Here is a 23,506-nt window from a genome sequence, read left to right as displayed (position 1 = left end):
GGAACGATGCAACAGGCAGGCATGGCGCGACGGCCGTTCTCGGCCAGATTGCGCGGTATCGACGAGGCAGTGGCGTGGATGCAGGCATTGAACGGTCCGCATGGCTTGCGGGTGGGCAAGCCTGATGGACTGGAGCTGCTGCATCAAGGCACGACGGTGGGGCGGATCACGACCGGATGGATCCGCTACACGGATGCGGTCACGGTGCAGATCGACCACCTTCCGCACAGTTATTGCATAGGCATCCCGCTGGAGGGCGAGCAGCTGATCGATACGGGCGCGCGTCGCTTCGTCTCCGAGCCGGGGGTGGGCGTCATCATTTCTCCCTTTCAGCCAGTGCGCATGGCTCTGTCCGAACAATGCAGCAAGATCATGCTGCGCATAGAACGAGGGGCCCTGGAGGGACGCTTGCAGACGCTGCTGGGCCGCAGCCTGGGCGAGCCCCTGGTCTTCGACACCCGCATGGACCTGCGGGGCGGAGCCCGCGACTGGTTCGCCTTGCTGCAGCGCTTGCGCGACACCCTGGATGACGAGCAGGGCCTGTGCGACCTGCCCGATGTCTGGAGCAGTTTCGAGACGGGATTGATCACGACCTTGCTGTACAGCCAGCCCCACAATTATTCGGCGGCGCTGTTCCGGACGCATGACTCCCGGCCCGCGTATCTGGCGGTCTTGCAGGAGCGCCTGCGCGAACGGGCGGGACAGGCGCTGGAGCTGGCGGCCATCGCCGATCTGGCTGGGGTATCCAGAGACCGCCTGTACCGGGATTTCCAGCAATTCTGCGGTCAGTCTCCGGTGGCGTTTCACCGGGGCCTGCGCCTGGAGCATGTGCGCCAGCGCCTGCTGCAGGCCGGGCGCACCGAGACGGTGTCCTCGATCGCGATGGATTGCGGCTTCGCCCAGCTGGGGCGCTTCGCCAGCGAATACCGGCAGCGTTTCGGCGAGCTGCCTTCGCAGACCCTGGCGCATCGCGGCGCCCTGCCGGCGGGGCTGCCAGCAACTGCATGAACATCGCGGAAAAAGCGCATAGCGCGAGCGGCGGCTTGCCGCCAGCATGATGGGCAGGCGTCGCGCTTGAGACGACGCACCGAGCCAAGGAGACATCATGCAAGACATTGCCCGTGCGCCAGCCCATTCCCGTACCGATTCCGAGCCAGGCGTGACCTGGAACGTGCTGGGCCACGCCTACACGCCGCGCATCGACACGCAGGCCTGCTATGCCTGGCTGTCCGTCGATCCTCCCGGCACCTTCGTGCCGCCCCACAGCCACGGCAATCAGGACGAGCACGTCTACGTGCTGGAAGGGGAATATGAATTGTTCATGGACGGCCAGTGGTCCCGCGTCGGTCCCGGCGACAGCGTGTGCTGGCCCCAGGGGTCCGTGCACGGCTACCGGATCGCCGGCGACAAGCCTTGCCGGGCGCTGTTCTGGGTCAGCCCCGCAGGGGAGCTCTCGACCCTGTTCTCCGAACTGCATGAGCAGAAGGATCCGGCGCGAGTGGTGGAGCTGTCGCGCGTGCGCAGCATCTTCTTCGCCGAGCCGTCCCAGGTGCCGGATTTCCATGCGCGGATGCGGGTCTGAGGCCGTCGTCCGGTCAGCGTGCAGCCCCGCGAGGGGCTGTTTTTTTTTTTGCGGAACCATGCCGAAAAAGCGCATAGCGTCCCACCCGATTGCGCATAGCGGGCCAGGGAGGGCGCCGGTAGATTGGACGACAGTTCCGTCCTGAACGGAACCGCGTACCAATAACGACATCGAGGGCGGCCGCACGCCGTCCACAGGAGACATCATGGCTGCACAAGAAAATCAGGGAATGCGCGTCTATACATTGGGCACGGGCGGCGGTCCCATCGTGTCCAGCACCCGGGCGGGAACCTGCACCGCGGTATGCGTGGACGGCGCGACCTACATCGTGGACTGCGGCATGGGCAGCATCCGCCATTACCGCAATCATCTGGGCTGGGAGAGCCTGCGCGGCATTTTCATCACGCATCATCATTCCGACCACATCTACGACCTGGGCTCCTACCTGCTGACCGGCTGGCAGGTGCCGGGCGAATCGTTCCAGAACGAGGTCCACATCTATGGCCCGGCCAAGCCGCCGCGCGCGCCTGCCTTGAACGAGGAGCATCTGCGGCATGTGAATTGCTGCACGGCCGGCCATGCCATGGCGGGCACCCGCCAGATGGTGCATGCCCTGATCGATTCCGTCTTCGCCTCGGACGTGGTGATCCGCATGGCCGACGAAGGGCGGGCCAGCCCTTACAACTGGATCAAGGCGCACGACATCCAGGTGCCCGGCCATGTGCCGGCGGACCCCGTGGACAATCGCCATCCCGAAATGGAACCCTTCCTCATCCATGAAGACGAGCACGTGAGCGTGTCCGCCATCCTGGTCGATCATCGCCTGTGCTATCCCGCTTTCGGCTATCGCTTCGATTCCCGATACGGTTCGGTGGTCGTGTCGGGCGACACGACGTTCTCGCGCAACTGCATACGACTGGCCAGCGGCGCGGACCTGCTGCTGCATGAAGTCATAGACCTGGACGCCATCCTGGCCACGTTCCCGCCAGGCCCGACCCGCGACGGCATTGCCGTGCACCTGGAGGAGTCGCACACTTCCTATGATGTCGTGGGCAAGGTCGCGGCCCAGGCCAAGGTGGGGCAGCTGGTGCTGCACCATATCGTGCCCAATGTGCCGGGCGCCGCCGACTTGAACAAGATGCTGCAGGCGGCGCGGCGCGATTTCGGCGGGCCGGTGTCCATCGCCGAGGACAATGACTGCTATCGGGTCGGCGTCCAGGTCGAGGAAGCCGAATCGGAACATCTGGCGAGGGCCCACGCATGACTGCCCTGACCTTGAATCCGGATACGCGCGCGGCGCCGGCCCATGCCGGCCTGGTGCGCAGGGCCTGGATCATCACCGGCATGCTGGTGCTGTTCCAGATGATCAATTTTGCCGACAAAGCCATTCTGGGATTGGTGGCCGAGCCCGTCATGCGGGACCTGGGGCTCAGCCCCGGCGAATTCGGCTTCATCGGCGGCGCTTTTTTCTTTCTGTTCGCCTTGTCGGCGGTGCTGGTGGGCTTTCTGGCGGGGTGGATACAGAGCCGCTGGATCATCTTGTCCATGGGGCTGGCCTGGGCCGTGCTGCAGTTTCCCATGCTGCTGGGGGGCGGCGCGGCCTTGCTGCTGGGAACGCGCATCGTGCTCGGCGCGGCCGAAGGGCCTGCCACGCCGATCTCCCTGCAGCACGTCCAGGGGTGGTTTCCCGCCACGGACAGAGGCCTGCCCAGCAGCCTGGTGGCCATGGGCTCGACGCTCGGCCCTCTGGTGGCTGCGCCCTTGCTGGCCTGGATCATCGCCCATCCCGACTGGGGGTGGCGCTGGGCCTTCGGCTTCATGGGCGTGACGGGGCTGGGCTGGACGCTGGCGTGGGCCGTGCTCAGCCGCGAAGGGCCGTATGCCGCTTGCGGCCGGGCAGGCGAAGGCGCCAAGCCGCAGGCTGCCGTCAGCGCCCTGGATGACCAGGTGCCGCCGGCTTGCCTGCGCCGGGTCTTTCTATCGCCCATGTTCATCGTGGCCACGCTGGCCGGCGCCGGCTGTTTCTGGGCGCAGGGATTTCTGACGACCTGGTCGCCCCGTTATCTGACGTCCGTGGTGGCCCTATCGCCCGAGTGGATAGGGTTGGTGTCCACCCTGCCGTGGCTGATGGGAGCGGCTGCCCTGTTCGTGCTGGGCGTGCTGTCGCGGCGGGCCATGCGGCGCGGCGCGTCCGTGCGCTGGGCGCTGGGCGCCATGTTCGGCGCGACGCTGGCCGCTTCCGGCCTGGCCTTCCTGGCGCTGCCCTGGCTGGATGGCTATGTGGCGGTGGCCGTCCTGACGCTGGCGGCGGGCCTGGCCATGATCTTTCCCTTGGCGCCCGCGACGGTCGCCTACTGCGTGGCGGCCCGCCAGCGCGGCGCCGTCATGGCGGTCCTGACGGGCGTCGCCTCGCTGGGAGGGGTGGTGTCGCCCATGATGGTGGGATACCTGATGCAGAAGGCGGCTTATGTGCCGGGCATGGCGGGCGTCTCGATGGACAGCGGCATACACAGCGCATTCTGGTTCATCGGTTGCTACTTGCTGGTGACGGGACTGGGATGCGTGGCCGTTCTGAATCCGGATGCGCTGCTGCGCCGCTGGCATGCTTGCCAGGACGAGCGCCCTGGCCATCCTTGAGTCCGGCGTGCTGATTGCCCGCCGGCGGCGGGCGATCAGCCTAGGGAGTCTTGCTGGTCCAGCGCCTGTTTCAGGTGGTGCAGCAAACCGTGGTTGATGCGGAACTCCACGCTGTCGGACGCGCCGAAAGGATGGCTGGCCAGGCAGTGACGGGCCAGTTCCGCGGCGCGCAGGTCCTTGCTGATCAAGCGTATGTCGTGCTCGAACGCCAGAGTCTCGGGCAAGGGGTCCGACACCCATTCGTAATCGATGAACCAGCGAAACAGCAGGTTGTAGGTGATGTGCTGGATGATTCTGTCTTCGGATTCGAAGGAGTACAGAATGTGCAGGAACCAGCACTTGAACAGCTGGCCGGGCGTCAGCGAGGACTTGCATTTGGCGGCCGCGTCCTGATGCAGCGGCCAATGCGTGTAGAGCGCGGCATCCACGGTTTCCTTCATTGCCTTGAGCGGGTGGCTGGCGGGCAGATAGCCATTGATCTGGTCCAGCGAATACCAGATGGGATGGCCGATGACCCAGACGTAGGGCATATTGTGCCGGTCCACGGCAAGCGGCACCCCTTGAGCCACTTCGCAGAATCTGGCCAGTCTGGCATCCAGTTCCGTCATGGTGGTGCGGGCGTAAGGCAAGATCCTGCGCGTCATGTGTTTCCCCTTGATGCAACAGCAAAGCACATGTTCCGGGTCCTGCCCCGGCAACGATAAACCATTGCTCCCTTGATGGGTTCTTCCCCAAACCCCCGGGAGTCCTGAAGAAAATATGCCGTTTGCACGTTGCGCCTTGTTGTGGCGGTTGTCGTTCACCTGCCTGTGATTAAAGCGGGCTTTGGGAATTCTAGTTTTTGTGAATGACAGAATTGTTAATGTCATTCTCTTTTAATCCCGATTTAATGTTTCTTTTTAATTTTTTTATTTTCATAAGTGAAAATAAATTATTCAAGGGTCGATTTTATCGAGCGATATTTTATTGTCTGCGCTCGATAAGACCCGCGTCCCCGGCGGGTCTCGAAGCCGGAAACGGCACGGAAACCCGCCGGCCTTGATACGTGAAAACCGCGTGATCCTTTTCCACGGATTGAAGCGCCAGCCCGGGCGGCCGTTCCTGCCCGAGCTTGAAGCTTTGTGCTTGCTGGCCATTCAGCGACACCAGCACGACCCGTTGATTGTCGTTTTCTATCAAGCCCTTGAATTCCAGGTCCAGGCGTACCGGGCCTTTCCGGAACCATTGGCCAACGGCGTCTCCCGCGGCGCTTGCGGCGGTGTCCGGTACGACGGAAACCGTTTCAGGGACGGCCCTATGCATCGGCCCGGGAGCCAGGGCCCAGTAAGTCAAACCTAGAGTCATGATGATTCCTGCCGCATGCATGGGGATGATATATCGGTTGTTTCTTTCTTTGCTCATATCTATGCCTGGGGTTTGCGTGATTTCCGTTTTTCATTCTCCTGGTCATATCTATAGCAGCGCATTGTGGACGTTTCATGTCAATGCCATATTTGGACTTTAATCTGGCGTCATCAGGTTTTCATCGGGGTCCGCACATGGAGCTTATTTTCACGCCCAGCCGGGCCAGGGGCTTTTCCTTGGTGGAAGTGATGGTCGTGCTGGTCATCGTGGGCATTGCGACGGCGGCCGTCATGGTCAGCGCCGCCCCGGACCCCGGCCGCGAGCTGCGTCGCGACGCCCGTGAACTGATCCAGCGTTTCAGTGTCGCGCAAGCCGAGGCGCGCCGGGACGGGCGCATCATTTATTGGCAGCCGCAGGCCCGGACAGAAGGCTTTACACGCCGACGCTGGCGCGATCCGGACAGGGGTGGCTGGCCCGTCCTGGAACCCGGAATCGCCCGCGAGCCATTTCCCGCCGACAGCCTGCTTGGCGAACGCTCCTGGCATAGCGGGCATCCGGTCGTGCAGGGCGAGCTGCCGCTGCGCTTCACGGCCGAACCGCTGGGGCAGACGTGGGAGATCGAGCTCAGCAGCCAAGGAAGCCGCGTGGCGGTTCGCCGGGACGCCGACGGCCAGTTTCGGGTGGTGCCGTGAACCTGTCTGCGGTTGGAGCCGGCCGGCCCGCCCTGGACAAAGGCTTTTCCCTGGTGGAGGTCCTGGTCGCATTGGTGATCGTCAGCGTGGCGCTGGCGGCATTCGCCAGGACGGGGCTGCATTCCACGGACAATGTCGAGCACCTGGAGCAGAAGAGCCTGGCCATGTTGTCGGCGCGGAATGCGCTGGCGCAGTGGCAGGCGGGCGTCCGGCCCTTGAAGCCGGGAGCGGACAGCCAGCCTTGTCCGCAGGCGGGCTGGCGGTTCGTATGCCACAGCCAGTTGAGGCCGGCAGCGCCTGGGCTGTTGTTCCTGACCATTCATGTCGATGCGCAGCAGCCCGAACGGCGCCGTCTGGTCACGCTTCAGACGCAGCTCGCCAGGGAGGCATCGCCATGAACCTTGCCGCAGGGCAGCGGGGTTTGACCCTGATCGAAGTGCTGGTGGCCCTGGTCGTCATGGCCGTTCTCAGCCTGATGACCTGGGGCTCGCTGGACAGCCTGCAGCGTACGCAGGGCGAACTGGAGGCGCGCAGCATGCGTATCCAGGCCGTGCTGGCCGTGCTGGAGCAGTTCGAGCGGGATGTGCAATGGCGGGCCGGAACCGAGTTTTCCGAACAGGGCTGGCTGTTTCCCCCGGTCGCCACCGAGGCCGGCGGAGCGGCGCAGACGCCTGCGCCCTTGTTCCTGCCTCCCAGCGTCCTCTTGCAGCGCAGAGGGGCGGACGGGTGGGTGCTGGAGATGGTGCGCGCAGTGGACGGCCGGCCAGGCTATTGGCAGCGCGTGCAGTGGTGGCAGGGCAGCGACGGCCTGTACCGGATCGCCGGCGCTGCCGGCAAGCGCTATCCCTTGCCCGAGCCCAGGCATCAGGACGCGGGGCGCGTGCTTGCGGACAGCCTGCGCTGGCGTCTGCGCGCCTGGGAGCCCGGCGCAGGCTGGCAGACGCTGCAGGTCAAGGGCGGGACCATGCAGCGTCAGCCGGCCGTCGCGCTGGAACTGGAGATAGAGCTGGATACGCGCGGCAAGGAACGGGGGAAGGTAAGCAGCGTCGTCAGTTTGCGCTAGTGGCCGGGCTTGGACTTGTCAAGTCGCCTTATGAGGGGCAGGCGGGGGTAGGAATACTTCGTCCACGGTAGGCGCGTCCAGCAATAGCAGACTCCAAGTGGTCAATTGGCGTGAAGTGGCTTTGGCGATCTGCTGCTTGTACCGGTTGGGCAGGATGCCGAACTTGCGCCGTAGCTGGCGGATCAAGGTGCTCTGCTGGGCTTGCAGGCCGCGTTGCAGCCCTTGGGAGAGTCCTTGAGAGAGTCCTTGGGAAAGCCCTTGGGATAAGCCCTGGGCCAGGCCTTTTTGAATGCCTTGGGCTTCCCATTGGTGCAGCCAGGAGTCGGAGTTGTCTTCAAGCATGGCGCGTATGTCCTTCAAGTGCAGGTGGCGGGGAAAATCCAGATTGGGCAGGCAGCGCGGCAGGATGGCCTGGTTGATCCAGGCGGCCAGGTCGCGCAGTAGGCTCGGATCGGGGCGGGCGTCCAGGACAGTCTGCATCAGCTCGCTCAAGTGCGCCAGCCCTTGGTTGTGCTGAATCCGGCAGATCAGGCCGAACAGGCTGCTTGCTTGCAATGAATGGTTAAGAGATTGTTTTTTAAGGTCAATAAGCCAATAAGCTTGCTGAGGAATGTGGTCGATGGGCCACGGTGGCGCGAGCGCTGGGAAGAGGTCTTGGCTGCGGGTGGAGGCGGTCCAGGCCTGTTTGCCGCTGTTTAGCACCAGCATGACGGGTATAGGCAGCGGTGTCCTGGGCCTATGCTGTTGGGCAAAAGACTCCAATTGCAGATGCTTGTAGGTGCCGACGCGTAATGCCATGAGGTAATCGGGTTGGGACTGGTGTTCGATGCCGATCAGCAAAATGGGATCATCGTTGTCACGGGGCGGGACGCTCCAGGCCAGATCCCCCTGGCGGACTTGCATGGCCGGGCCTACATAGGCCGGGGACAGAGGAAGCGCTCCGTCCAGGTCCAAGCGTTTACACACATCGGGCGAAAATACGGTACATAACAGATCCTGCAGTAGATTGCGGTGATTGAACAGTCGCCGATAGCTGGCATCGAGCAGAGTCATGGCGGTGAACGTGCAGATAGTGGATACCGCCTCAGCATGACGTATTGTTTCTGATCCGGCTTATGCCGGACAGGGCATTTGTCCATCGCAAAACTACGGATAGCCATGTATAAAAAAACCGCCAATTTGAACTGACCCTCAAAAGTTGGACGGTCAGAGCCTAAAGCCCGAAGGCCTGTGAACTGCTGTCAAAAACCGGAGTAGTTCAAATTGACGGTTTTCCTGAGGCCCTTGAGGCTGAAGCGTGTCCCCGGCAGTAGAGTCAGACCTTCTTGACGAATTCGGTTTTCAGGCTCATGGCGCCGAAACCGTCGATCTTGCAATCGATGTCATGGTCGCTGTCGACCAGGCGGATGTTCTTCACCTTGGTGCCCATCTTGACCACGCCGCCCGAGCCTTTCAGTTTCAAATCCTTGATGACCGTGACGGTGTCGCCATCCTGCAGCATATTGCCGGCCGCATCCCGATACACGCGGCCTTGGGGTTCGGACGCCTGCGACTCCTGTGCGGACCATTCATGCCCGCATTCCGGGCACACATACAGAATTCCGTCTTCGTAAGTGAAAGCGGATTGGCATTGCGGGCAGGCGGGTAAAGCAGTAGTCATGAGTTTTCGGCAAGAAGAGTAAAAAGGCCGGCCAGTATAGCCCTTATTGATAAAAGGGTTATTTGGATGAGGCTGGCCATCAGGCTCATTTCCTGTGACGCATGCCCCGAACGAATTCAATGCCGGGGGGCGCCCCTTCCTTTGGGCGAAGGCGATTGAAAGACCTCGTCCAGCGTAGCGGCATCCAGCAGCTTCAGGCTCCAAGCCGTCAATTGGCGAGTGTTGGCCTGGACGATCTGTTGCTTGCGCATGTTGGGCAGCCTGCCGAACTTGCGCCGTAGCTGGCGGATCAGGGTGCTTTGCTGGGCTTGCAGGCCGCGTTGCAGCCCTTGGGACAGCCCTTGGGAGAGCCCTTGGGATAAGCCCTGGGCCAGGCCTTTTTGAATGCCTTGGGCTTCCCATTGGTGCAGCCAGGAGTCGGAGTTGTCTTCAAGCATGGCGCGTATGTCCTTCAAGTGCAGGTGTTGAGGAAGCTCCAGATTGGGCAGGCAGCGCGGCAGGATGGCCTGGTTGATCCAGGCGGCCAGGTCGCGCAGCAGGTTCGGGTCGGGGCAGGCGTCCAGGACAGTCTGCATCAGCTCGCTCAAGTGCGCCAGCCCTTGGTTGTGCTGAATCCGGCAGATCAGGCCGAACAGGCTGCTTGCTTGCAATGAATGGTTAAGAGATTGTTTTTTAAGGTCAATAAGCCAATAAGCTTGCTGAGGAATGTGGTCAATAGGCCACGGCGCAGCATAATTTGAAAACAGGTCGCGGCTTTGCAGAGGGGCGCTCCAGACTTGCTTGCCGCTGTACAGCACCAAGGTCAAGGGCAGGGGCAAGGGATCTGTAGCGCTGGCCCGCTATCCATGCAAAGCGCGCAGCGCAAGCTCCGGCGCATTTGCGACCACTTTAAGCAAAGCCGCCGCAGGGCCTGTGGGAGTACGGCGCCGCTGTTCCCAATTTTGCAGCGTCCGAACGCTCACCTGAAGGGCTGCGGCAAATTCAGCCTGGGACAGATTTGTTTGTTCCCGTACGCGCTTCACATCCAAAGAGTCCAGGGCAAATACTCGAGCAGGGGCCTGTTCGCCTTTGCGAATGGCTTTCGCTTCTTTGAGGCTGGCTTTCAACTCGGCAAATAACTGATCATTCATTTCACAATTCCTTGATAAGCGCCCGCAGTTGGGTCAGTTGACCGGCGGTCAGATTTTCTTGTTCGTTCTTGGGATAGGCCAGCAGCATCAGAATCTGATCATCGCTGCTCACCCAGTAATAGATCACTCGCAATCCTCCGCTTTTACCTGTGCCGGCCCGGGGGAATCGCACTTTCCGTATCCCTCCGCCACCAGGAATTACATCACCTTTAGCAGGATTTTCGAGCAAAGCGTGTTGAAGGCGCCGGTATTCATCATCAGACAGTAGAGCCGTGATCTGACGAGTAAAGATTGAGGTTTCGAGAAAAACCATGTTTACCTTTATACGCCATTGGCGTATGAATTGCAATATGAAAGCCAGTACAGGCGGGCCTCCGGGAATAGACCACAACAGCATGACTCAGTGCGGGGCCTGGTTCCATGTTGCAGTCAGGGATTGATCCTGCGTAGAACTACCTGATAGCCATAAAAAAAACAGCCCGTCTGGCGGCGGGCTGTGGAGGGTCTGGGACACGGGTTCGGCGCCCGTGGAGTTGCTTGGGATTATGAGTCTCCGAAGCCCAGGATCTGCACCGTCACGATGGACGGCTGGTTCTGCTGGCGCGCGGCCTGGTTGCGCTGGACCACGTCCTGCGCGGCGGCCGTGGCGCTGGAGGCGGCGGCGCTGGCGCTGGTCAGGGCGCCGGTGTTCACCGCGGCCACCACGGGGATGCCCTTGGATTCGCCCTGGGTCTTGATGTTCTCCGAGTTGATGACCTGCAGCGCGGCCACGTTGACGTTGCCCGACACCCGGATGCCGGCTTCGCCCGCGTCGATCACGCCTTCGGGGGCGATCAGGTCCACGTCGCCGGCAGGAACTTCAGGGATGGGCGCCAGGGTGGCGATGCCGGCCCCGGTGCTGGGCACGTCCGGCGAAATCCGCACATTGCCCACGCTGTCGTAGACGCGCAGCGGCGGGGTGTAGACCACCGTGGTCTTGGAGCCGCGCCCAGCGTTGATGTCGCCGCGGTTGGCCCAGGCCAGGATGTCCCCGCCGAAGGAGGTCATGACCCGGCTCTGGCCCAGCAGGATGCTGTCACGCGAATAAAGCTGGATGTTGCCCCGGCCGCGGGTGATGATCCCGGCCGTGGACGGCGGCTGCGGGCCTTCCACGCCGAAGGTCAGCCCGCCGCCGGGCGCCAGCATCTGGATGTCGCCGCCCTGGTTGGTGTGCACGCCCGCGCCGCCGAACAGCAGCACGTCGCCGTCGTACACGATGGGCTGCTGGTTCATGTCCAGTTCGGGGAACAGGGCCTGGATGACGCGCCGGCCGCGCAGGTAACTGCCTGAACGCGGACCGCCTTCGTCGTTGTACTCGCGCCCGCCCTCGCGCAGTTCCGCAAAGTAAATGTCGCGGGCGAAGATGCGCTGCTGGGCGGCGGGCAGGGTCTGGAAGTAGGCCAGGGCGGACGGCGCGGCATCGTCGCCGCTGAAAGTCACGCCGTAGCGTTCCCGCAGCCAATCCATCAGTTCCCCTTCATAGCTGTGCACCACGCGGCCGGGCTGGCCGGCCAGAGACTGGGACGCATCCGCGCGCAAGGCGGGGTTCAGGTACTGCTGCAGCAGGCCCGCATACATGCTGTTGTGCATGCCCGCCTGCAACACGATGCCGGCGCCCGGACGGGTATCGCCTGCCACCACCGGCCCCAGGCTGACGATGCCGGCCTTGTCTTCCTGGATGATGTTGCGCCCGGCGGTGATTTCCACCGTGCCCGGCCCGGCCACGCTCAGGTTCAGGTAGCGGATATCGCGCCCGGCGATAATGGTGGAGACGTCGTTGGGGTGGGTGTGCAGGATGAAGCTGCCGGTAGGTGAAGAGCCATATATGACAGGGAGCTCCCTGGATGCTTCGTCCTTTCTTTGTCCAGTCCAGATAATGTCCTGCCCTGCTCGGATTTGAGCGGCGCCGCTGCTCCAATACCAGGCTGCGGTGCGCATGTAGTCTCCGCCGGTGTGCTCGATTTGAGCGCCCAGCCAAAGACCGACAATGTCCCCATCGCGGCTATAGACCCGGGTAGAGGTCGAAGGATGGGGACGGTAATTGACCTCGTTCCGTATGGTGTTGAGTGACCACGCATGCAGCGCATCGCCGGTAAAGAAAGAGGTTTCCTCTGGCGTATTACGCCCAATGGGATTTCCAGCACCGTGGACACGATAGCTGGGGCGCAGGAAGGTCGAAACGCTGTGGCTGTCCGCGCCCGAGGAGGCGATGATCTGTCCGCCGCCGAAATAGGAGCCGCCGGCCAATATGGTCAATTGGCGTGGGCCTAAGGGAGCTAGCAGCAAGGGAGCCTCCAGAGGCGAGGCGGACCGGGTCATGGACGTGCCCTGGTAAATATTGCCTTCCGTCGCGATCAGAGAAACCGAGCCTGGCAAGGTAAAGGCGCCATCGCTTGGCCGATGGGGGTTCAGCGCATGGCTTTCGCCGGGGTTCAGTTCTTCTGAAATGCGCGTGTCGCCGGTCAAATGGGAACCGGCTGACCAGGCGCGCGCAGCGGTATGATCCGTCCACAAGCTGAACCAGGTCTGCCCCTGGCCGCGAGAGTCAGCCCTAGAGTAAGGCGTCGATGGCCTGGTGGCGTCAGCAACGGCGGACAAGACCAGATTGCGCTGGCTTTGAAGATCCGCCGTGGCGTCTCCCAAAGTCAGTACAAGACCGCCTACCGATTGGGTTTTGGAGGATTGATACGGGTTGTGAGGCCGGCTATCCCGGCTATCTCTTTGATTGCTTTCATAATATTGCTTCATCAGTCCAATCTGCCCGGCGGAAAGTTGGATCTGGCCGCGTAAATTAACAATGCCGCCGAGCAAGGCATGGGCGTTGAAGGGCAGCGAGGATCGTTTCTGCAGGGCGTCGAGTTCGGGGTTCCATCCGCCGGACAGGCGCAAGCGCAAATCGCCTCCTCCTTGAATCAGGACGCGGCCATCTGGCAGGACGCGGCCATTGCTGGCGATGGCAATGGTCAACCCCTCGCTGCGAGGCTCACTTTGCGCGCGTATGCTTGTTATGCCCGTTCGGCCGCCGACCTGAACAAGCGCATTGCCCCCGCCCAGCGTGCCCAAACCGCTGAACCCCACTTGGCGCGGCCATCGCTTGAGAGTTGCCGGCACATCGTGATTGACGACATAGTCGCCAAAATGAAGGGCCCATGCGGTGGGGATGCGGGAGGTATCGGCGCCGTCGTTGCCTTGCGTCCACAGCCAGTTATGGACGTCCGTGCTATTGATGGGCGTGCCCGAGGCAGGAGGAGTGGCCGCCCAGGCATCGCCGGCAAGATCGCCTTGGATTCGCAGCGATAGATTGCCGCCAAAGTCCGGGTACCAATTCTGACTGATCCTGTTGTTTCTGCTGACCAGATTTTCATAGTCGCCGGCTGTGTTGCCCAGCACCTTGCCGCCCTCGGTAATGGCGCGATCGGCGTCATAGTGCTTGTCCATTCCGTTCCCGAGCAGAACCGGCGTACCTGCCGTGTAGATGCCATAAGGGCTGCGCATGGAAAGGTCATGACGGACAGCCAGTTCCAGGTCTGCCGTACCGGTGCGCAATACGCTCAGGTTAGGCTGGCGAGCGTGGACGCCAGCCAGTTCTTTTTTACCTGTATCAACGTATGTGCACAGAGTTGGGTCGATTTCGCAGTATTCCAGGTATTCGTCGGGCACAGCTTCTCCGGCCGGCTCGCCCATCCAGTTGCCTTCCGCCCAGACGTATTGAGGCGGGGGGGCTTGAAGGACACATAGGCTTGGGTCCATTCCGCAATATTCCAGGTATTCGTCGGGTACAGCTTGACCGGCCGGCTCGCCCATCCAGTTGTCGGGCGCCCATACCCAGACTCCAGCCGCCTTGTATTCCTTTTCCATGCCGTAATGCGTGTCGCCCAATACCAGGCTGCCGTGGGTGGCGTCGCCGCGCAGGCTGCGCGGGTCGGCGGCGGCGGTGTCTGCGCCGGCCACCAGCCGTATGTTCCAGGATTGCGAGCCGCTGGGCAGCATGGGCGCCAGCGCCCAATTGTAGGCCTGGCGGTCGCCGTCCAGCGGGCGCAGAGGCACGCGGAACAGGCCGTCGGCCAACTTGATATCCGTGTCCGCCGGCAACAGGGCTCCGACCGGCAGGCTGATCTGGCCGGCCTGATTCATGGCCACGGGCAGGGTGACGCCCTTGGGCCAGGTGATGTTTTGTACCGTCAAATTGGCGGGCAGGTGCAGGCCGGCGCCCAGCTTGGCGCCTTGCTGCAAGGCCAGACCGCCTTCGGGCACGGGGGCGCCGGCGGGCAGCAGCAGGCTGCCGTCCGGCGCATGCACGTCGGCGCGGAATACGCTGCCGGCGGGCAGGGTGTAGGCCGCATCCAGGGTCACGTCGACGGGCAGGCGCGTACCGGCGGGCAGCGTCACATTGCTGGCAGGCAGATCGAAATTCAATGCTCGTCCTGCCGGGTACTGCGTGCCGGCTTCCAGCTTGACGCCGGCAATGGGCACGATCACATCGCCGCCGAAGGGCTGCTTGCCGGGCACCAATACCCAGCCGTCGTCATCGGGCGTGGCGGGCGGCGGCGCAAAGCCGTCGTTGATGCTGCCGTAGATGGCCAGGTCGCCGCCGGCCCGGATGGCCAGGGCGCCCGCTTCGCCCGAGCCGTAGACGGCGGTCAGGGGGCTATTTGGGTTCAAACTGTTGTAGCGGTACTTGGACAAGTCCAGGTCGCCTTGCACGACCAGGTCGCCATCGGGCGTCGCGCTCAGGATTTCCACCGCGGGACGCAAGTGGAAGGCGTCGCGGTAGGCGGTCAGGCCGGCCAACTGGTTCTGGATCAGGCCGGTATTGGCCAGGGCATTGTTGATGAAGCGCGTGCTTTCCGTGTGCCTGTCGTCCAGCCAGCCTTGGGTGATGACCTGGTACGGACGGCCGCTGGCGGCGGCGTCCGTGCCCGCCGGCGCATCGAAATACTGCTGCACCGCATGCAGCACGATCTGGCGCGCGCCGGCAATGTCCAGACCGGCATCGGCCTGCACGGCCATGCGGCCGGAGTCCGCCGCATCCAGGCGCGGCGCGTACAGCCACAGGCTGCCGCGGGCCTCGGGATCGCGTTCGGGGGTGTCCGTGCCGTGGCGCAGGTCGATGCGCGCGCCGCTGTTCAAGGTCAACCGGCCCTGTCCGCTGTTCAATTCCACCACGGCCCGGTTGGGGCTGTGGATGATCTGGCCGTAGCTGTCCACGCGCAGCAGGCGGCCATGGGCGTCCAGCACGGCGCGTCCGGTCAGCGTCAAGCCGTGCTTGGCGTTCAGGCGGATCTGGCCTACTTGCGCGCCGCTGGCGTCCAGCAGGCCGTCTACCGTCAGATGGCCCTGGTCCAGGGCGATGCCGATCTGCCCGGCGCGCACGGCGCCGCCTATGTGCAGATCGCCTTCGCCGAACTGGAACTGGCGCGCGCCCCAGACTTCGTCCTGGTCCAGGCGCTGGTTCAGCAGCGCGAATTGTTCGGACAGATCGCCCGTCAGGCCCAGATGCTTGGCCTGCAGTTCCAGTTGGGCGTGGCGGTAGGGCACCCAGGTGCCGCCCGCGTCATACTGGCCGGAGGCTCCGCCCAGCACTCGGCCTTCCAGCGCCGCGCGGCCTTCCGAAGCCTGTACCGTCAGGTAGCCGGCGTGGTTGTTGACGGCGGACACGTCGATCAGGGACTGGGCGTCCAGGATCACATTGCCGTGCCGGGAAACCAAAGTAATATCGCCGCCCCAGCTGTATTGGGTGGCTTCGTCGTCGTCAAAGAAGGTCGTGGTCTTGCCGGCCAGGTTCAGGCTGGCTTGCGGACCCAGGATCACATCCTGTTGCGCATGGGCCTGGAACTGGCCGCTGGGCAGCACGACCCGGGTGTCCAGTTCGATCTCCTGGGCCGCCAGGCGGATTTCCGAACCCATGCCGGCCAGGGACGCATCGGCGGTGGCGCTGGGCAGGCCCAGCACGCGCAAGGCTCCGCCAGCCGTAATGTGCGAGGCCGAGCCGGAGCGGCCGGTCAGCAAGGGCGTGTGGATCAGCAGATGGCCGCCGTCGTACACAGAGCCGTTCTGGTCTTCGCCGGTCCAGCGTTGGTAGACCTTCAGGCTGCCTTCGTGGCTGGCGGTAAAGGCGCGGCGGGCGGTGACGTCCACCGTATCGAAGCCCAGCGTCAGGCGTTCGGGCCGGTCGGTATTGTTGGGCCGGCTGAACGGGTCATAGCCCAGGATGAATTGCTCGGCGTCGATGCGCAATGTGCCCTGGCCGTGCCCGGCGCCGCCCAGCACGGGGGCGGGCGCGGCTTGCATCAGGCCGGTCCAGTACAGGTCGCCGGTGCGCAGATAGGCTTGTTCGCCCGCCTGGCCGGCGCCGTAGATGGCGGGCGTGCGCAGCACCAGGCGTTCCATGCGTCTGAGGCCCGTGGCCGGGTCCGTGGTGTCCAGGGCCACATTGCCCCAGAAGTTCAGGGACTGGCCGGCGGTCAGGCTGAGCTGTTCCAGCGCCGGCGCGCCCCAGGACGTGTCGCCTTGCAGCAGGCGGTCCAGAATGCCCTGGTTCAGCGTCAGGCCGGCGGGCAGCATGCCCTGGGCGCGGGCGGCGTCCAGAGCCTGCTCGCTGCCCACGTTGATGCTGCTGGTGGACAAAGTCAGGTGGCGGGCGCCGTAGCGGACTTGTTCACCCAGCTCCAGGGAGCCGTTGGTGCCGATGGTCAGGCTTGCTTCGGAATAAAGCCGGGCGGCGCCGTCGCAAGATGCCGTGGTGCAGATACCGATCTGGATAGAACCGACAGTGGACGTATTGACGTTTTGAGCCAAATGCTGATTATTGGACAGCAACACGAAGTTGTGTCCCTGGGTGTAATAGCCTTGCTCCAGTCCCAGTGGGGCGGAGCCTTGGCCCAGGGTGCTGAGCACCGCACCGGGTTCCAGCGTCATGGCCGTGGCGGCCAGCACGATTTCAGGGGCAGTCAGGTAAGTGCCCGAATGAATGGTCAAGCCTTCTGTAATACCGCCAGGCGTATAGAATATCAAACGGTTTTCCGAGATCCTGGATTCCTGGCCTAAGGCCAGGCGTCCGGCGTGCAGCCGGTTCAGGCTGGCGGCATCGACGCGGGCGGCATCCGCCGGCAGTCCTGGCTGGTCCAGGCTGGACACGACGTGCAGATGACCCGATGAGCTCTTGATGGCGGCCGTGCCCGCGTATCCCTGGGGGGCGGCTTGAAATCTCGCTTCTCCCTTGAACGACAGAGAGCGAGCGGGGCTCGGGATGATAAGGTAACGACGCTCACCGCTCAGGTCCACAATCAACTGCTTGCCATCTTCCGGCGTCGGCAAGCGCGGGTTGCCGCTGCGCGCCGCGTGCTGCCGCGCGAAGTCGCTGAAGCTGGTCTCGTTGTACTGGCTGTAACGGCGCACCGTGTCGGCGCTGCTGATGATCATGGGCTGCATCAAGCCGGCCTGGGGCGCTGCCTGATGGCTGTGGACTGCGCCCTGCACGGCCCAGGAACCGTTGCGCAGCAGTCCCGGAGCGGTGTAGCCAAGCGCCTGGGCCTGGGTTCCGTTCAGTTCCACCCGGAACGCGCCGGGCAGCAGCGCATAGCTGGACGGCAACAGCGTATAGGTGCCGGCGGGCAGGCCGGGCAGCCCGTGCTCCAAGGTGATTCGCTGGCCCAGGCCGGGCGCGACCGCGCCCTCGCCTTTTCCGCCGGGTGCGTACGGCGCCTGATGGCCGGGCACGATGGCGTAGACGGGGTTGGATTTTAACGAGGGCAGGGTGAAGCCGCCGCCGCGCCGATCCACTTGCATCAGCGGATACAGGCGCGCATCCACGGAGCCGCCGCGTCCGGCCACAAAGCCCGCCCCCAGCAAGTCGCCGCCGCCGCTCAAATCCAGCACCGCGCCTTCCTGCACCTTGATGTCGTGCGCCGACAGGCGCATGGACTTGGACGGATCGAACAAGGAGGCAGCCAGTTCGCGAATCAAGGCGCCGTGATACAGATAGTCCAGCCCATCCACGGTACCGCCGTAGGGCAGGCGCAAACCCGCCATGCTGATGGAGGTGATGCTGCCAGGGCCGAAGTCGATGGATGAATTGCTCGCTTCAAATTGCAGATCGTTTTCTTTATCGACGCGTTGCGCCCTGAAAGTGATCTGGCCGCCGGGCGCCAGCACGATGCCGTGCTGCTGAATGCGCGGCGCTGTGAAGGTCAGTTCGCCCAGGGAATAGGGCGCATAGGGAGTGGAACCGGGCGTGCGCAGAATGGTCAGGGATTGATTGCTTTGCAGCCCGCCGTGGGCATCCACGTCCGGATAGAGTTGGCGCGCCTGCAGTGTCAGGTTTGTATCGCCGACGATCTGGCTGAGCGGTGTGCCGGTCGCGGTCTGTTTCAGGAAGCGGATGTCGCCGCTGGACATAATGTCTGTATGGGCGAATCCGTTGTAGCGCAGCTTGACATCGGGCCCTACGGTGGGGAAAGTGCCGATCGTGCCGCCCAGGTTGACGGTATTCTGTATGTCCAGATGCTCCACTGTCGCCGTCAGGCGTGTTGTGCCTGTCGGCGGCGTCATGGACACCCCGTTGAACGTAGGGCGTTTGTGGCTATCCTTCACGGTAAGATCACTCAGGCCGGCCAGCCTTAGATACTGGGCCGACAATTCGATGTGTGAATCTTGCGGCGCTTCGGCGCTCAGCCCCAGCATGCCCGATACCAGATGCAGTTGGCCGTTGACGGCCAAGCGGGTGTTGTCCGTAAAGCCCAGCAGCCCGCCGCTGTAGAGCAGCAAGTCATCGAAGCCGCCGGCGGCGATCTGATCCAGGCCCAGGCTGGCCCGGCCGTAGCGCAAGGTTGCATCGGGCGTATAGGCGGCTTGCTGATTCAGTACCAGCAGTTCCCTGGGCGCCAGCACGTCCTTGTGGATATTGGCCGCTTCGTAGTTGGGCGCGTCCAGCAATACGTTCAAGCGACCGCCCCGGGCGGCGGCATTGCCCGCCTTGGCCGTCATGGAACCGTGCAGGCTCAAGCCCGCGGACGAACCCAGCGTAATGGAGCCGCCATGACTGGCCAGGGCATAGGCGCCGCGCCCGTCGGGATCGATGTGGATTTCCGCGCCCGAGGCATCCAGGCGGCTGCCGGGCCGCAGCACGACAAAAGCGTCGGAGCCGGGGGCGCTGGTGGTGTCGTCCAGAAACTCCCCGCCTATGATGATGTCCCCGCCCCGGCTGACAACGCCCAGGGTGTGGCCCAGCTTGTTCTGCCCCGTCCAGGCAGCGGCGGAGGCATCCAGAACGGCGTGTTCGCCAATCAGAATTTGACGCTGGTGGGCCTGCTTGTCGGCTTTGTTGGAGTGGATGTCTCCCGTAACTGAGAGTTCGCGCGCGCCCATAAGGCGCAGGGTTCCGCCCGGCGCATGCAAAGCGCCCAGCGCCCACAAGTCGCCGGTGCTGTTCAGCCGGATGGCCTGGCCGGGATCGACCCGCAGGCTGGAGCCTTGCTCCAGGATCAGGCTGCGTGGCTCACCCGCCGCCCATTCGGACAGCGTGGAGCCGGAAGCCAGGCTCAGGCTGGCGCCGGCGCGTTGCTGTACTGTGCGCCCGTCGGCCGACACTTGAAACAGCGGGGGCAGTATCGTGCCGGCTTGAAGCTGGGATTGGCCGTTGGCGCCGGTAAAGTTCAGGTGCTGAATGGGCCGGTGAAGATCGATCTGGACGTTTCGGGGAATATAGACGCCGTTCTGTCCGCGTAGCTGGTACTGGGCGAAGCCGGTGTTGAAGGGGGCCAGGCTGATGTTGCTGGTCTTGGCTATTTGTGCGGGACGGGCGAGCAAGGTGCCGGTTGGCAGTCGTGTGCCTTTGGAGACGACGAAGTCTGCTGGCGCTGCGGTTCCTATGGGTAGAAAGTCTTTCTTTGGTGTGCGGAACTTTAGACCGTCAGGAAATATTCTTGGGTCAACCGTTAGATGATTTATATACCGAATCTTGACCGATGCTCCGGCGGGAATGAGCAAATTTCCACGGTGACTCTCATTTTGTCTAGGTATTTCGTAACCATCGCCATAAAAAAAGATGAGAACTCCGTCCACCTCGAATGAGGCCCAACCGTTTTCTGGGCCAATTATCCAGTCGGCTTGAGGAATTACAAGCTCGTTGGCAAAGAGATCATACTTACCAGAAGGGTTCGCGATGTACTCTCCTGGCAAGGTATGTGTGCGCTCAATGGCATAAGGTACAGGAAGGATTTCTCCCGCTTTAACCTCATAGTCATTCAGCAGAATCAGGTCGCCATTGGCGCGTTCTCCGGCCTGCAGCCAGCCGTTTTCCATCTGCAGATCGCCGCCTATGGACAGGGCCGCGCGCGAATCGATGTCCAGGGTGCCGGCGCCCGTGTAGCCATAGCCGCGGATATGGCCCAGCAGTTCCAAGTGTGCCGTAGAGTGTTCAGCGCTCAGGTGGCCGGCGGCGATGCGGACGGAGCCGCCCTTGCCGCCCTGCCACTTATCGATGTCGCGCACATAGGCGCCGGCGCTGACGTCCAGCAGGCTGTCCTGACCCAGGCGTATGGAATCCGGCGTTTCCAGCGTGATGCGGCCGCCGTCGATATAGGCTTGCTGGTCGGTCTGGTGGGAATTCCGGCGGGCGTCGGTCAGCAGGCCGGCGGCGCTGATGCTGACGCCATCCGCCACGCGCAGGCCGCGCTCGATGTCGGCGGGCAGGTCGTTGCCGGCGGGATTGTTGCCCAGAAAACCGGCGGAAATGGCGCCGGATGGGGCGCTGATGTCCGCATTGATGTCAATCGAAGGCGCGAACAGGGTCAGTTCCGCACCCGGAGCCAGTTCCAGCGCCTGGTCCAGGGTAATGGTCTGTTGCGCCCACAGTTCCAGCTCGCCCAGGCGGCTGCGGTTCAGCCAGTCGCCGGTCAAGGTCAGGACGGACTGGCGGTCTTCGCTGACTTGCTCGTCCAGGTCGGCCAGGATGCTTTGGTTTTTTTCTTGTACCCGGATTTGCTTGAATATAGGCAGTATGCCTCTGGACGGGAATCCGATAGCCAAACCCGCTCGCCGCGCGACAGCGGCCTGGGATTGCAGGTAGCCGTCCAGACCCGCTTGCGCGGCCTGGATCTGGCGCGGGCCTTGGTAGACTTCCCCAATCAAGTCCCCATCCAGCAGAGCATTTTGTGTCGCGACGATCAGTTTGCCCGCGTCCCGGCCTACGGTGTAGCCGGGTTCGAAGCGGGTGCGCGGGCCGATCAAGGGGTTGTGGAAGGTGCGCGTGGCCTGTTCGCCCCAGCGCGGGTGCAGGGCTTCCCAGCCTTGGTACACGCCTTGGTACAGCAAATCGCCGGGGGCGCGGCTGGCTTCGTACAGGCGGCCGTCTTCGCCGCGCAGCCAGGTCAGGTTTATTTTGCCGGACTGCACGTCCAGCGTGCCGCCGGACAGGTTCAGGCGGGATCCGGCTTCCGACACGAAGTCCTTGCCGGTGGCGGTAATGGTGCCGCCCTGGGCCAGCCATTCGCCTATGCTGTGCGGGGCGGTATTCAGGTAGCCGCTGACTTCCAGCAGACCGCCGGCCGTATACCAACGGTCGGATTCGTAGCCCTGCGTGCCCTTGGGCACGAAGACCAGCAGGCGGCGGTCCACCCAGATGTCTTTGTTGTTCAGGTTCTTGCTGTCGCGGTTGATGGGCGCGTCGCGCTGTTCATTGCCCTGGGCGTTGATCAGCAATTGGTTGCTGTCCATGGCGACCCGGACGCCCACCTGGCCGGCCACGTCCAGCTCTGCGCCGCTGCGCAGCAGGGATCGGTGTTCGGCGTGGGTGGTGATTTCGCCGCCCGTGGCCAGGGTCAGGGAGTTGCCCTGGAAGTCAACGGTCTTGCCGCTGACGATGTCGATGCGCGACAAGGCATTCGGTGTCTCGGATCGACCCAGGTTGTCGAAAATGGCAGTGCTGTCGCCAAAGCCCTTGCTGTTCATCAGGGCCTCGCGCTGGCCATCCAGCGCGGTGGGCGAATCGGCATCCACCAGAATGGCGCTCGTGCTGCCCGCTTCCAGCGTGACACGGCCGTCCGCATCGCTGCGACGGGTGGACAAGTGGATGGTGCCGCGCTGGCTGGTGGACGTGGTGCTGACCAGCACGCCGGCCTGGCGCACGTCGTGCCCGGTCAGGGTGATGTCGCCGGTGGCCGCGCTGATCAGGCCGCTGTTGGCGACCAGGCCGGCCTGGCTGTCGGCCTTGCGGTGCGCAACGACTTCGTTGCCGCGCGTGGTGGATTGGGCGTTGCCGTCCGTGCCCTGGCCCTTGCGGATGTAGAAGATGTCGCCGGCGGCAAGCGTTGTCTGCCCCTTGGGCGTGTGGATCTGGCCGGCGTTGTGGACTTCCTGCCCCATCAGCAGCACATAGCCGCCGCCGTCGGTGGAACGGCCCGGCGCATGGGTCTGGATCTGCGCGCCGGCCTGGACGTCCGCTTTGCCCAGGGCATCGGTAAAGGTGGGCAGGGAGCCTTGCTCATTGACGTACAGGCCGCCTTTCAGGAATTGTTCGTTGCTGATGTTCGCGGCGGCCGCCACCAGATTGCGCACATTGACCTGACTGCTGCCGGAAAACACCACGCCGTTCTGGTTCACCACCATGACGGTGCCATCGCCCTTGATGGCGCCTTGGATCTGGCTGGGGGCGGCCTGCGCGCCCACGACGCGGTTCAGCACGGCATCGCTGGCTTTCTGCTGGAACTGCACCGTGGTATTGCGGCCCACGTCGAAGCGGTTCCAGTTCAGAATGGCTTTGGATTCGGTCTGCTCGATCGCCACCGTATGACGGCCATTTTCCTGCGTATGCACCGGCGCCTTGGCGCCTTGCCAGTGGGCCTGCTCGCCCGTGGCCACTTCCAGGCCGCCCGCCGCCAGGCCTTCGGCCACGCCGCCGGCCTGCTGCTGGGCCGCCAGGCGGGCGGCGTTCTGTGCCGCTTGTTGAGCCGCGATGGAGTTGGCTACGCGGTTGACGTTGTCCAGCGAGTGCTGCAGCTTCTGGCGTGACTGCATTTGCTGGGCCGCGGTATCGGGGCCGGCCATGCCTTGCAGGGGCAGCGCCCGTTGGCGCACCTGTGCGGTGTTCTGGCCGCCGCTGGTGGCGAACCAGGCGCTTTTGACCTGGGCTTGCGCGGTGTTCGGCTGCAGGCTCAGACCCAGCAGGGCCAGGGCCAGGGCTTGCGACAGGCGGGTGGGGGACAGCAGGGAAGCGGCCAGGTTCTTGGTGCGGATAGGGCGGGGCAAAGTCATGACAGTCAGCCAGGGCAGGAAAATGCAGGAATCGGGGAAGTGGAATACAGGCCGCCGAACAGGCTTGCACCTGTCCGGCGGAGTTTTAGCGAACTAGCAAGCAGAGTT

General features: G+C 63.6%; 15 protein-coding genes. 7 read left to right on the top strand and 8 right to left on the bottom strand.

Annotated features, from left to right (window positions below; genetic code table 11):
- Nucleotides 1–6: 6 nt before the first annotated feature.
- From ACF3ND_RS13460 to ACF3ND_RS13445, 4 genes are all read left to right on the top strand, one after another.
- On the top strand, nucleotides 7–1,008 hold the full coding sequence (locus ACF3ND_RS13460) for an AraC family transcriptional regulator (protein WP_394061236.1): 1,002 nt from the start codon (nucleotides 7–9) through the stop codon (nucleotides 1,006–1,008).
- 97 nt (nucleotides 1,009–1,105) lie between these two features.
- Nucleotides 1,106–1,582 carry a cupin domain-containing protein gene (locus tag ACF3ND_RS13455; protein WP_394061234.1) on the top strand — a complete coding sequence of 159 codons (477 nt, stop codon included), beginning with the start codon at nucleotides 1,106–1,108 and terminating at the stop codon, nucleotides 1,580–1,582.
- Nucleotides 1,583–1,787: 205 nt separating this feature from the next.
- Nucleotides 1,788–2,846: an MBL fold metallo-hydrolase gene (locus ACF3ND_RS13450; RefSeq protein WP_394061232.1), complete on the top strand. Its 1,059-nt coding sequence runs from the start codon at nucleotides 1,788–1,790 to the stop codon at nucleotides 2,844–2,846.
- Nucleotides 2,843–4,219, top strand: a complete 1,377-nt coding sequence (locus tag ACF3ND_RS13445) for an MFS transporter (RefSeq protein WP_394061228.1) — start codon at nucleotides 2,843–2,845, stop codon at nucleotides 4,217–4,219. The genes ACF3ND_RS13450 and ACF3ND_RS13445 overlap by 4 nt, the downstream gene beginning before the upstream one ends.
- 35 nt (nucleotides 4,220–4,254) lie before the next feature.
- On the opposite strand, the gene ACF3ND_RS13440 is transcribed toward ACF3ND_RS13445, so the two are convergent.
- Together ACF3ND_RS13440 and ACF3ND_RS13435 are read right to left on the bottom strand one after the other, a co-directional pair.
- Nucleotides 4,255–4,863 carry a transposase gene (locus ACF3ND_RS13440; RefSeq protein WP_394061226.1) on the bottom strand — a complete coding sequence of 203 codons (609 nt, stop codon included), beginning with the start codon at nucleotides 4,861–4,863 and terminating at the stop codon, nucleotides 4,255–4,257.
- A 319-nt stretch (nucleotides 4,864–5,182) separates the two neighbouring features.
- A complete protein-coding gene (locus ACF3ND_RS13435) occupies nucleotides 5,183–5,620 on the bottom strand; it encodes a hypothetical protein (RefSeq protein ID WP_394061224.1) in 438 nt (145 codons plus the stop codon).
- A 137-nt stretch (nucleotides 5,621–5,757) separates the two neighbouring features.
- Here ACF3ND_RS13435 and ACF3ND_RS13430 point away from each other — a divergent pair, with 137 nt between their 5' ends.
- From ACF3ND_RS13430 to ACF3ND_RS13420, 3 genes are read left to right on the top strand one after another with little or no spacing between them, the layout of a single operon-like run.
- Nucleotides 5,758–6,255: a GspH/FimT family pseudopilin gene (locus ACF3ND_RS13430; protein WP_394061222.1), complete on the top strand. Its 498-nt coding sequence runs from the start codon at nucleotides 5,758–5,760 to the stop codon at nucleotides 6,253–6,255.
- The gene (gene gspI, locus ACF3ND_RS13425; RefSeq protein WP_394061220.1) at nucleotides 6,252–6,653 is read left to right on the top strand and encodes a type II secretion system minor pseudopilin GspI; all 402 of its coding nucleotides are present in this window, start codon (nucleotides 6,252–6,254) and stop codon (nucleotides 6,651–6,653) included. Before ACF3ND_RS13430 ends, gspI begins: the two co-directional genes overlap by 4 nt.
- Nucleotides 6,650–7,318: a type II secretion system protein J gene (locus tag ACF3ND_RS13420; protein WP_394061218.1), complete on the top strand. Its 669-nt coding sequence runs from the start codon at nucleotides 6,650–6,652 to the stop codon at nucleotides 7,316–7,318. Before gspI ends, ACF3ND_RS13420 begins: the two co-directional genes overlap by 4 nt.
- 18 nt (nucleotides 7,319–7,336) lie before the next feature.
- Here ACF3ND_RS13420 and ACF3ND_RS13415 read toward each other — a convergent pair whose 3' ends face one another.
- From ACF3ND_RS13415 to ACF3ND_RS13390, 6 genes are all read right to left on the bottom strand, one after another.
- Complete coding sequence (locus ACF3ND_RS13415; protein ID WP_394061217.1) at nucleotides 7,337–8,371, bottom strand: Rpn family recombination-promoting nuclease/putative transposase; 1,035 nt, start codon at nucleotides 8,369–8,371, stop codon at nucleotides 7,337–7,339.
- A gap of 262 nt (nucleotides 8,372–8,633) precedes the next feature.
- A complete protein-coding gene (locus ACF3ND_RS13410) occupies nucleotides 8,634–8,978 on the bottom strand; it encodes a zinc ribbon domain-containing protein YjdM (protein WP_394061215.1) in 345 nt (114 codons plus the stop codon).
- 116 nt (nucleotides 8,979–9,094) lie between these two features.
- Complete coding sequence (locus ACF3ND_RS13405; RefSeq protein ID WP_394061213.1) at nucleotides 9,095–9,796, bottom strand: DUF4351 domain-containing protein; 702 nt, start codon at nucleotides 9,794–9,796, stop codon at nucleotides 9,095–9,097.
- A gap of 21 nt (nucleotides 9,797–9,817) precedes the next feature.
- On the bottom strand, nucleotides 9,818–10,108 hold the full coding sequence (gene nadS, locus ACF3ND_RS13400; protein ID WP_394061211.1) for a NadS family protein: 291 nt from the start codon (nucleotides 10,106–10,108) through the stop codon (nucleotides 9,818–9,820).
- A 1-nt stretch (nucleotide 10,109) separates the two neighbouring features.
- Nucleotides 10,110–10,421: a type II toxin-antitoxin system RelE/ParE family toxin gene (locus tag ACF3ND_RS13395; protein ID WP_394061209.1), complete on the bottom strand. Its 312-nt coding sequence runs from the start codon at nucleotides 10,419–10,421 to the stop codon at nucleotides 10,110–10,112.
- A gap of 230 nt (nucleotides 10,422–10,651) precedes the next feature.
- Nucleotides 10,652–23,398 (bottom strand): filamentous haemagglutinin family protein, encoded by a 12,747-nt coding sequence (locus ACF3ND_RS13390; protein ID WP_394061208.1) that lies wholly within the window; start codon nucleotides 23,396–23,398, stop codon nucleotides 10,652–10,654.
- Between the last annotated feature and the right edge of the window lie 108 nt (nucleotides 23,399–23,506).

Source organism: Alcaligenes sp. WGS1538, assembly GCF_043187505.1.
Classification (GTDB): domain Bacteria; phylum Pseudomonadota; class Gammaproteobacteria; order Burkholderiales; family Burkholderiaceae_B; genus Alcaligenes.
This window is presented reverse-complemented; position numbering and strand designations above follow the sequence as displayed.

Excerpts from the sequence above, each read along its gene's own strand:
- ACF3ND_RS13450 (WP_394061232.1), top strand. The coding sequence starts at position 1,788 with ATGGCTGCACAAGAAAATCAGGGAATGCGCGTCTATACATTGGGCACG.
- ACF3ND_RS13420 (WP_394061218.1), top strand. The coding sequence starts at position 6,650 with ATGAACCTTGCCGCAGGGCAGCGGGGTTTGACCCTGATCGAAGTGCTG.
- ACF3ND_RS13430 (WP_394061222.1), top strand. The coding sequence starts at position 5,758 with ATGGAGCTTATTTTCACGCCCAGCCGGGCCAGGGGCTTTTCCTTGGTG.
- ACF3ND_RS13390 (WP_394061208.1), bottom strand. The coding sequence starts at position 23,398 with ATGACTTTGCCCCGCCCTATCCGCACCAAGAACCTGGCCGCTTCCCTG.
- ACF3ND_RS13445 (WP_394061228.1), top strand. The coding sequence starts at position 2,843 with ATGACTGCCCTGACCTTGAATCCGGATACGCGCGCGGCGCCGGCCCAT.
- ACF3ND_RS13440 (WP_394061226.1), bottom strand. The coding sequence starts at position 4,863 with ATGACGCGCAGGATCTTGCCTTACGCCCGCACCACCATGACGGAACTG.
- ACF3ND_RS13435 (WP_394061224.1), bottom strand. The coding sequence starts at position 5,620 with ATGAGCAAAGAAAGAAACAACCGATATATCATCCCCATGCATGCGGCA.
- ACF3ND_RS13415 (WP_394061217.1), bottom strand. The coding sequence starts at position 8,371 with ATGACTCTGCTCGATGCCAGCTATCGGCGACTGTTCAATCACCGCAAT.
- ACF3ND_RS13395 (WP_394061209.1), bottom strand. The coding sequence starts at position 10,421 with ATGGTTTTTCTCGAAACCTCAATCTTTACTCGTCAGATCACGGCTCTA.
- ACF3ND_RS13410 (WP_394061215.1), bottom strand. The coding sequence starts at position 8,978 with ATGACTACTGCTTTACCCGCCTGCCCGCAATGCCAATCCGCTTTCACT.
- nadS (WP_394061211.1), bottom strand. The coding sequence starts at position 10,108 with ATGAATGATCAGTTATTTGCCGAGTTGAAAGCCAGCCTCAAAGAAGCG.
- ACF3ND_RS13460 (WP_394061236.1), top strand. The coding sequence starts at position 7 with ATGCAACAGGCAGGCATGGCGCGACGGCCGTTCTCGGCCAGATTGCGC.
- ACF3ND_RS13455 (WP_394061234.1), top strand. The coding sequence starts at position 1,106 with ATGCAAGACATTGCCCGTGCGCCAGCCCATTCCCGTACCGATTCCGAG.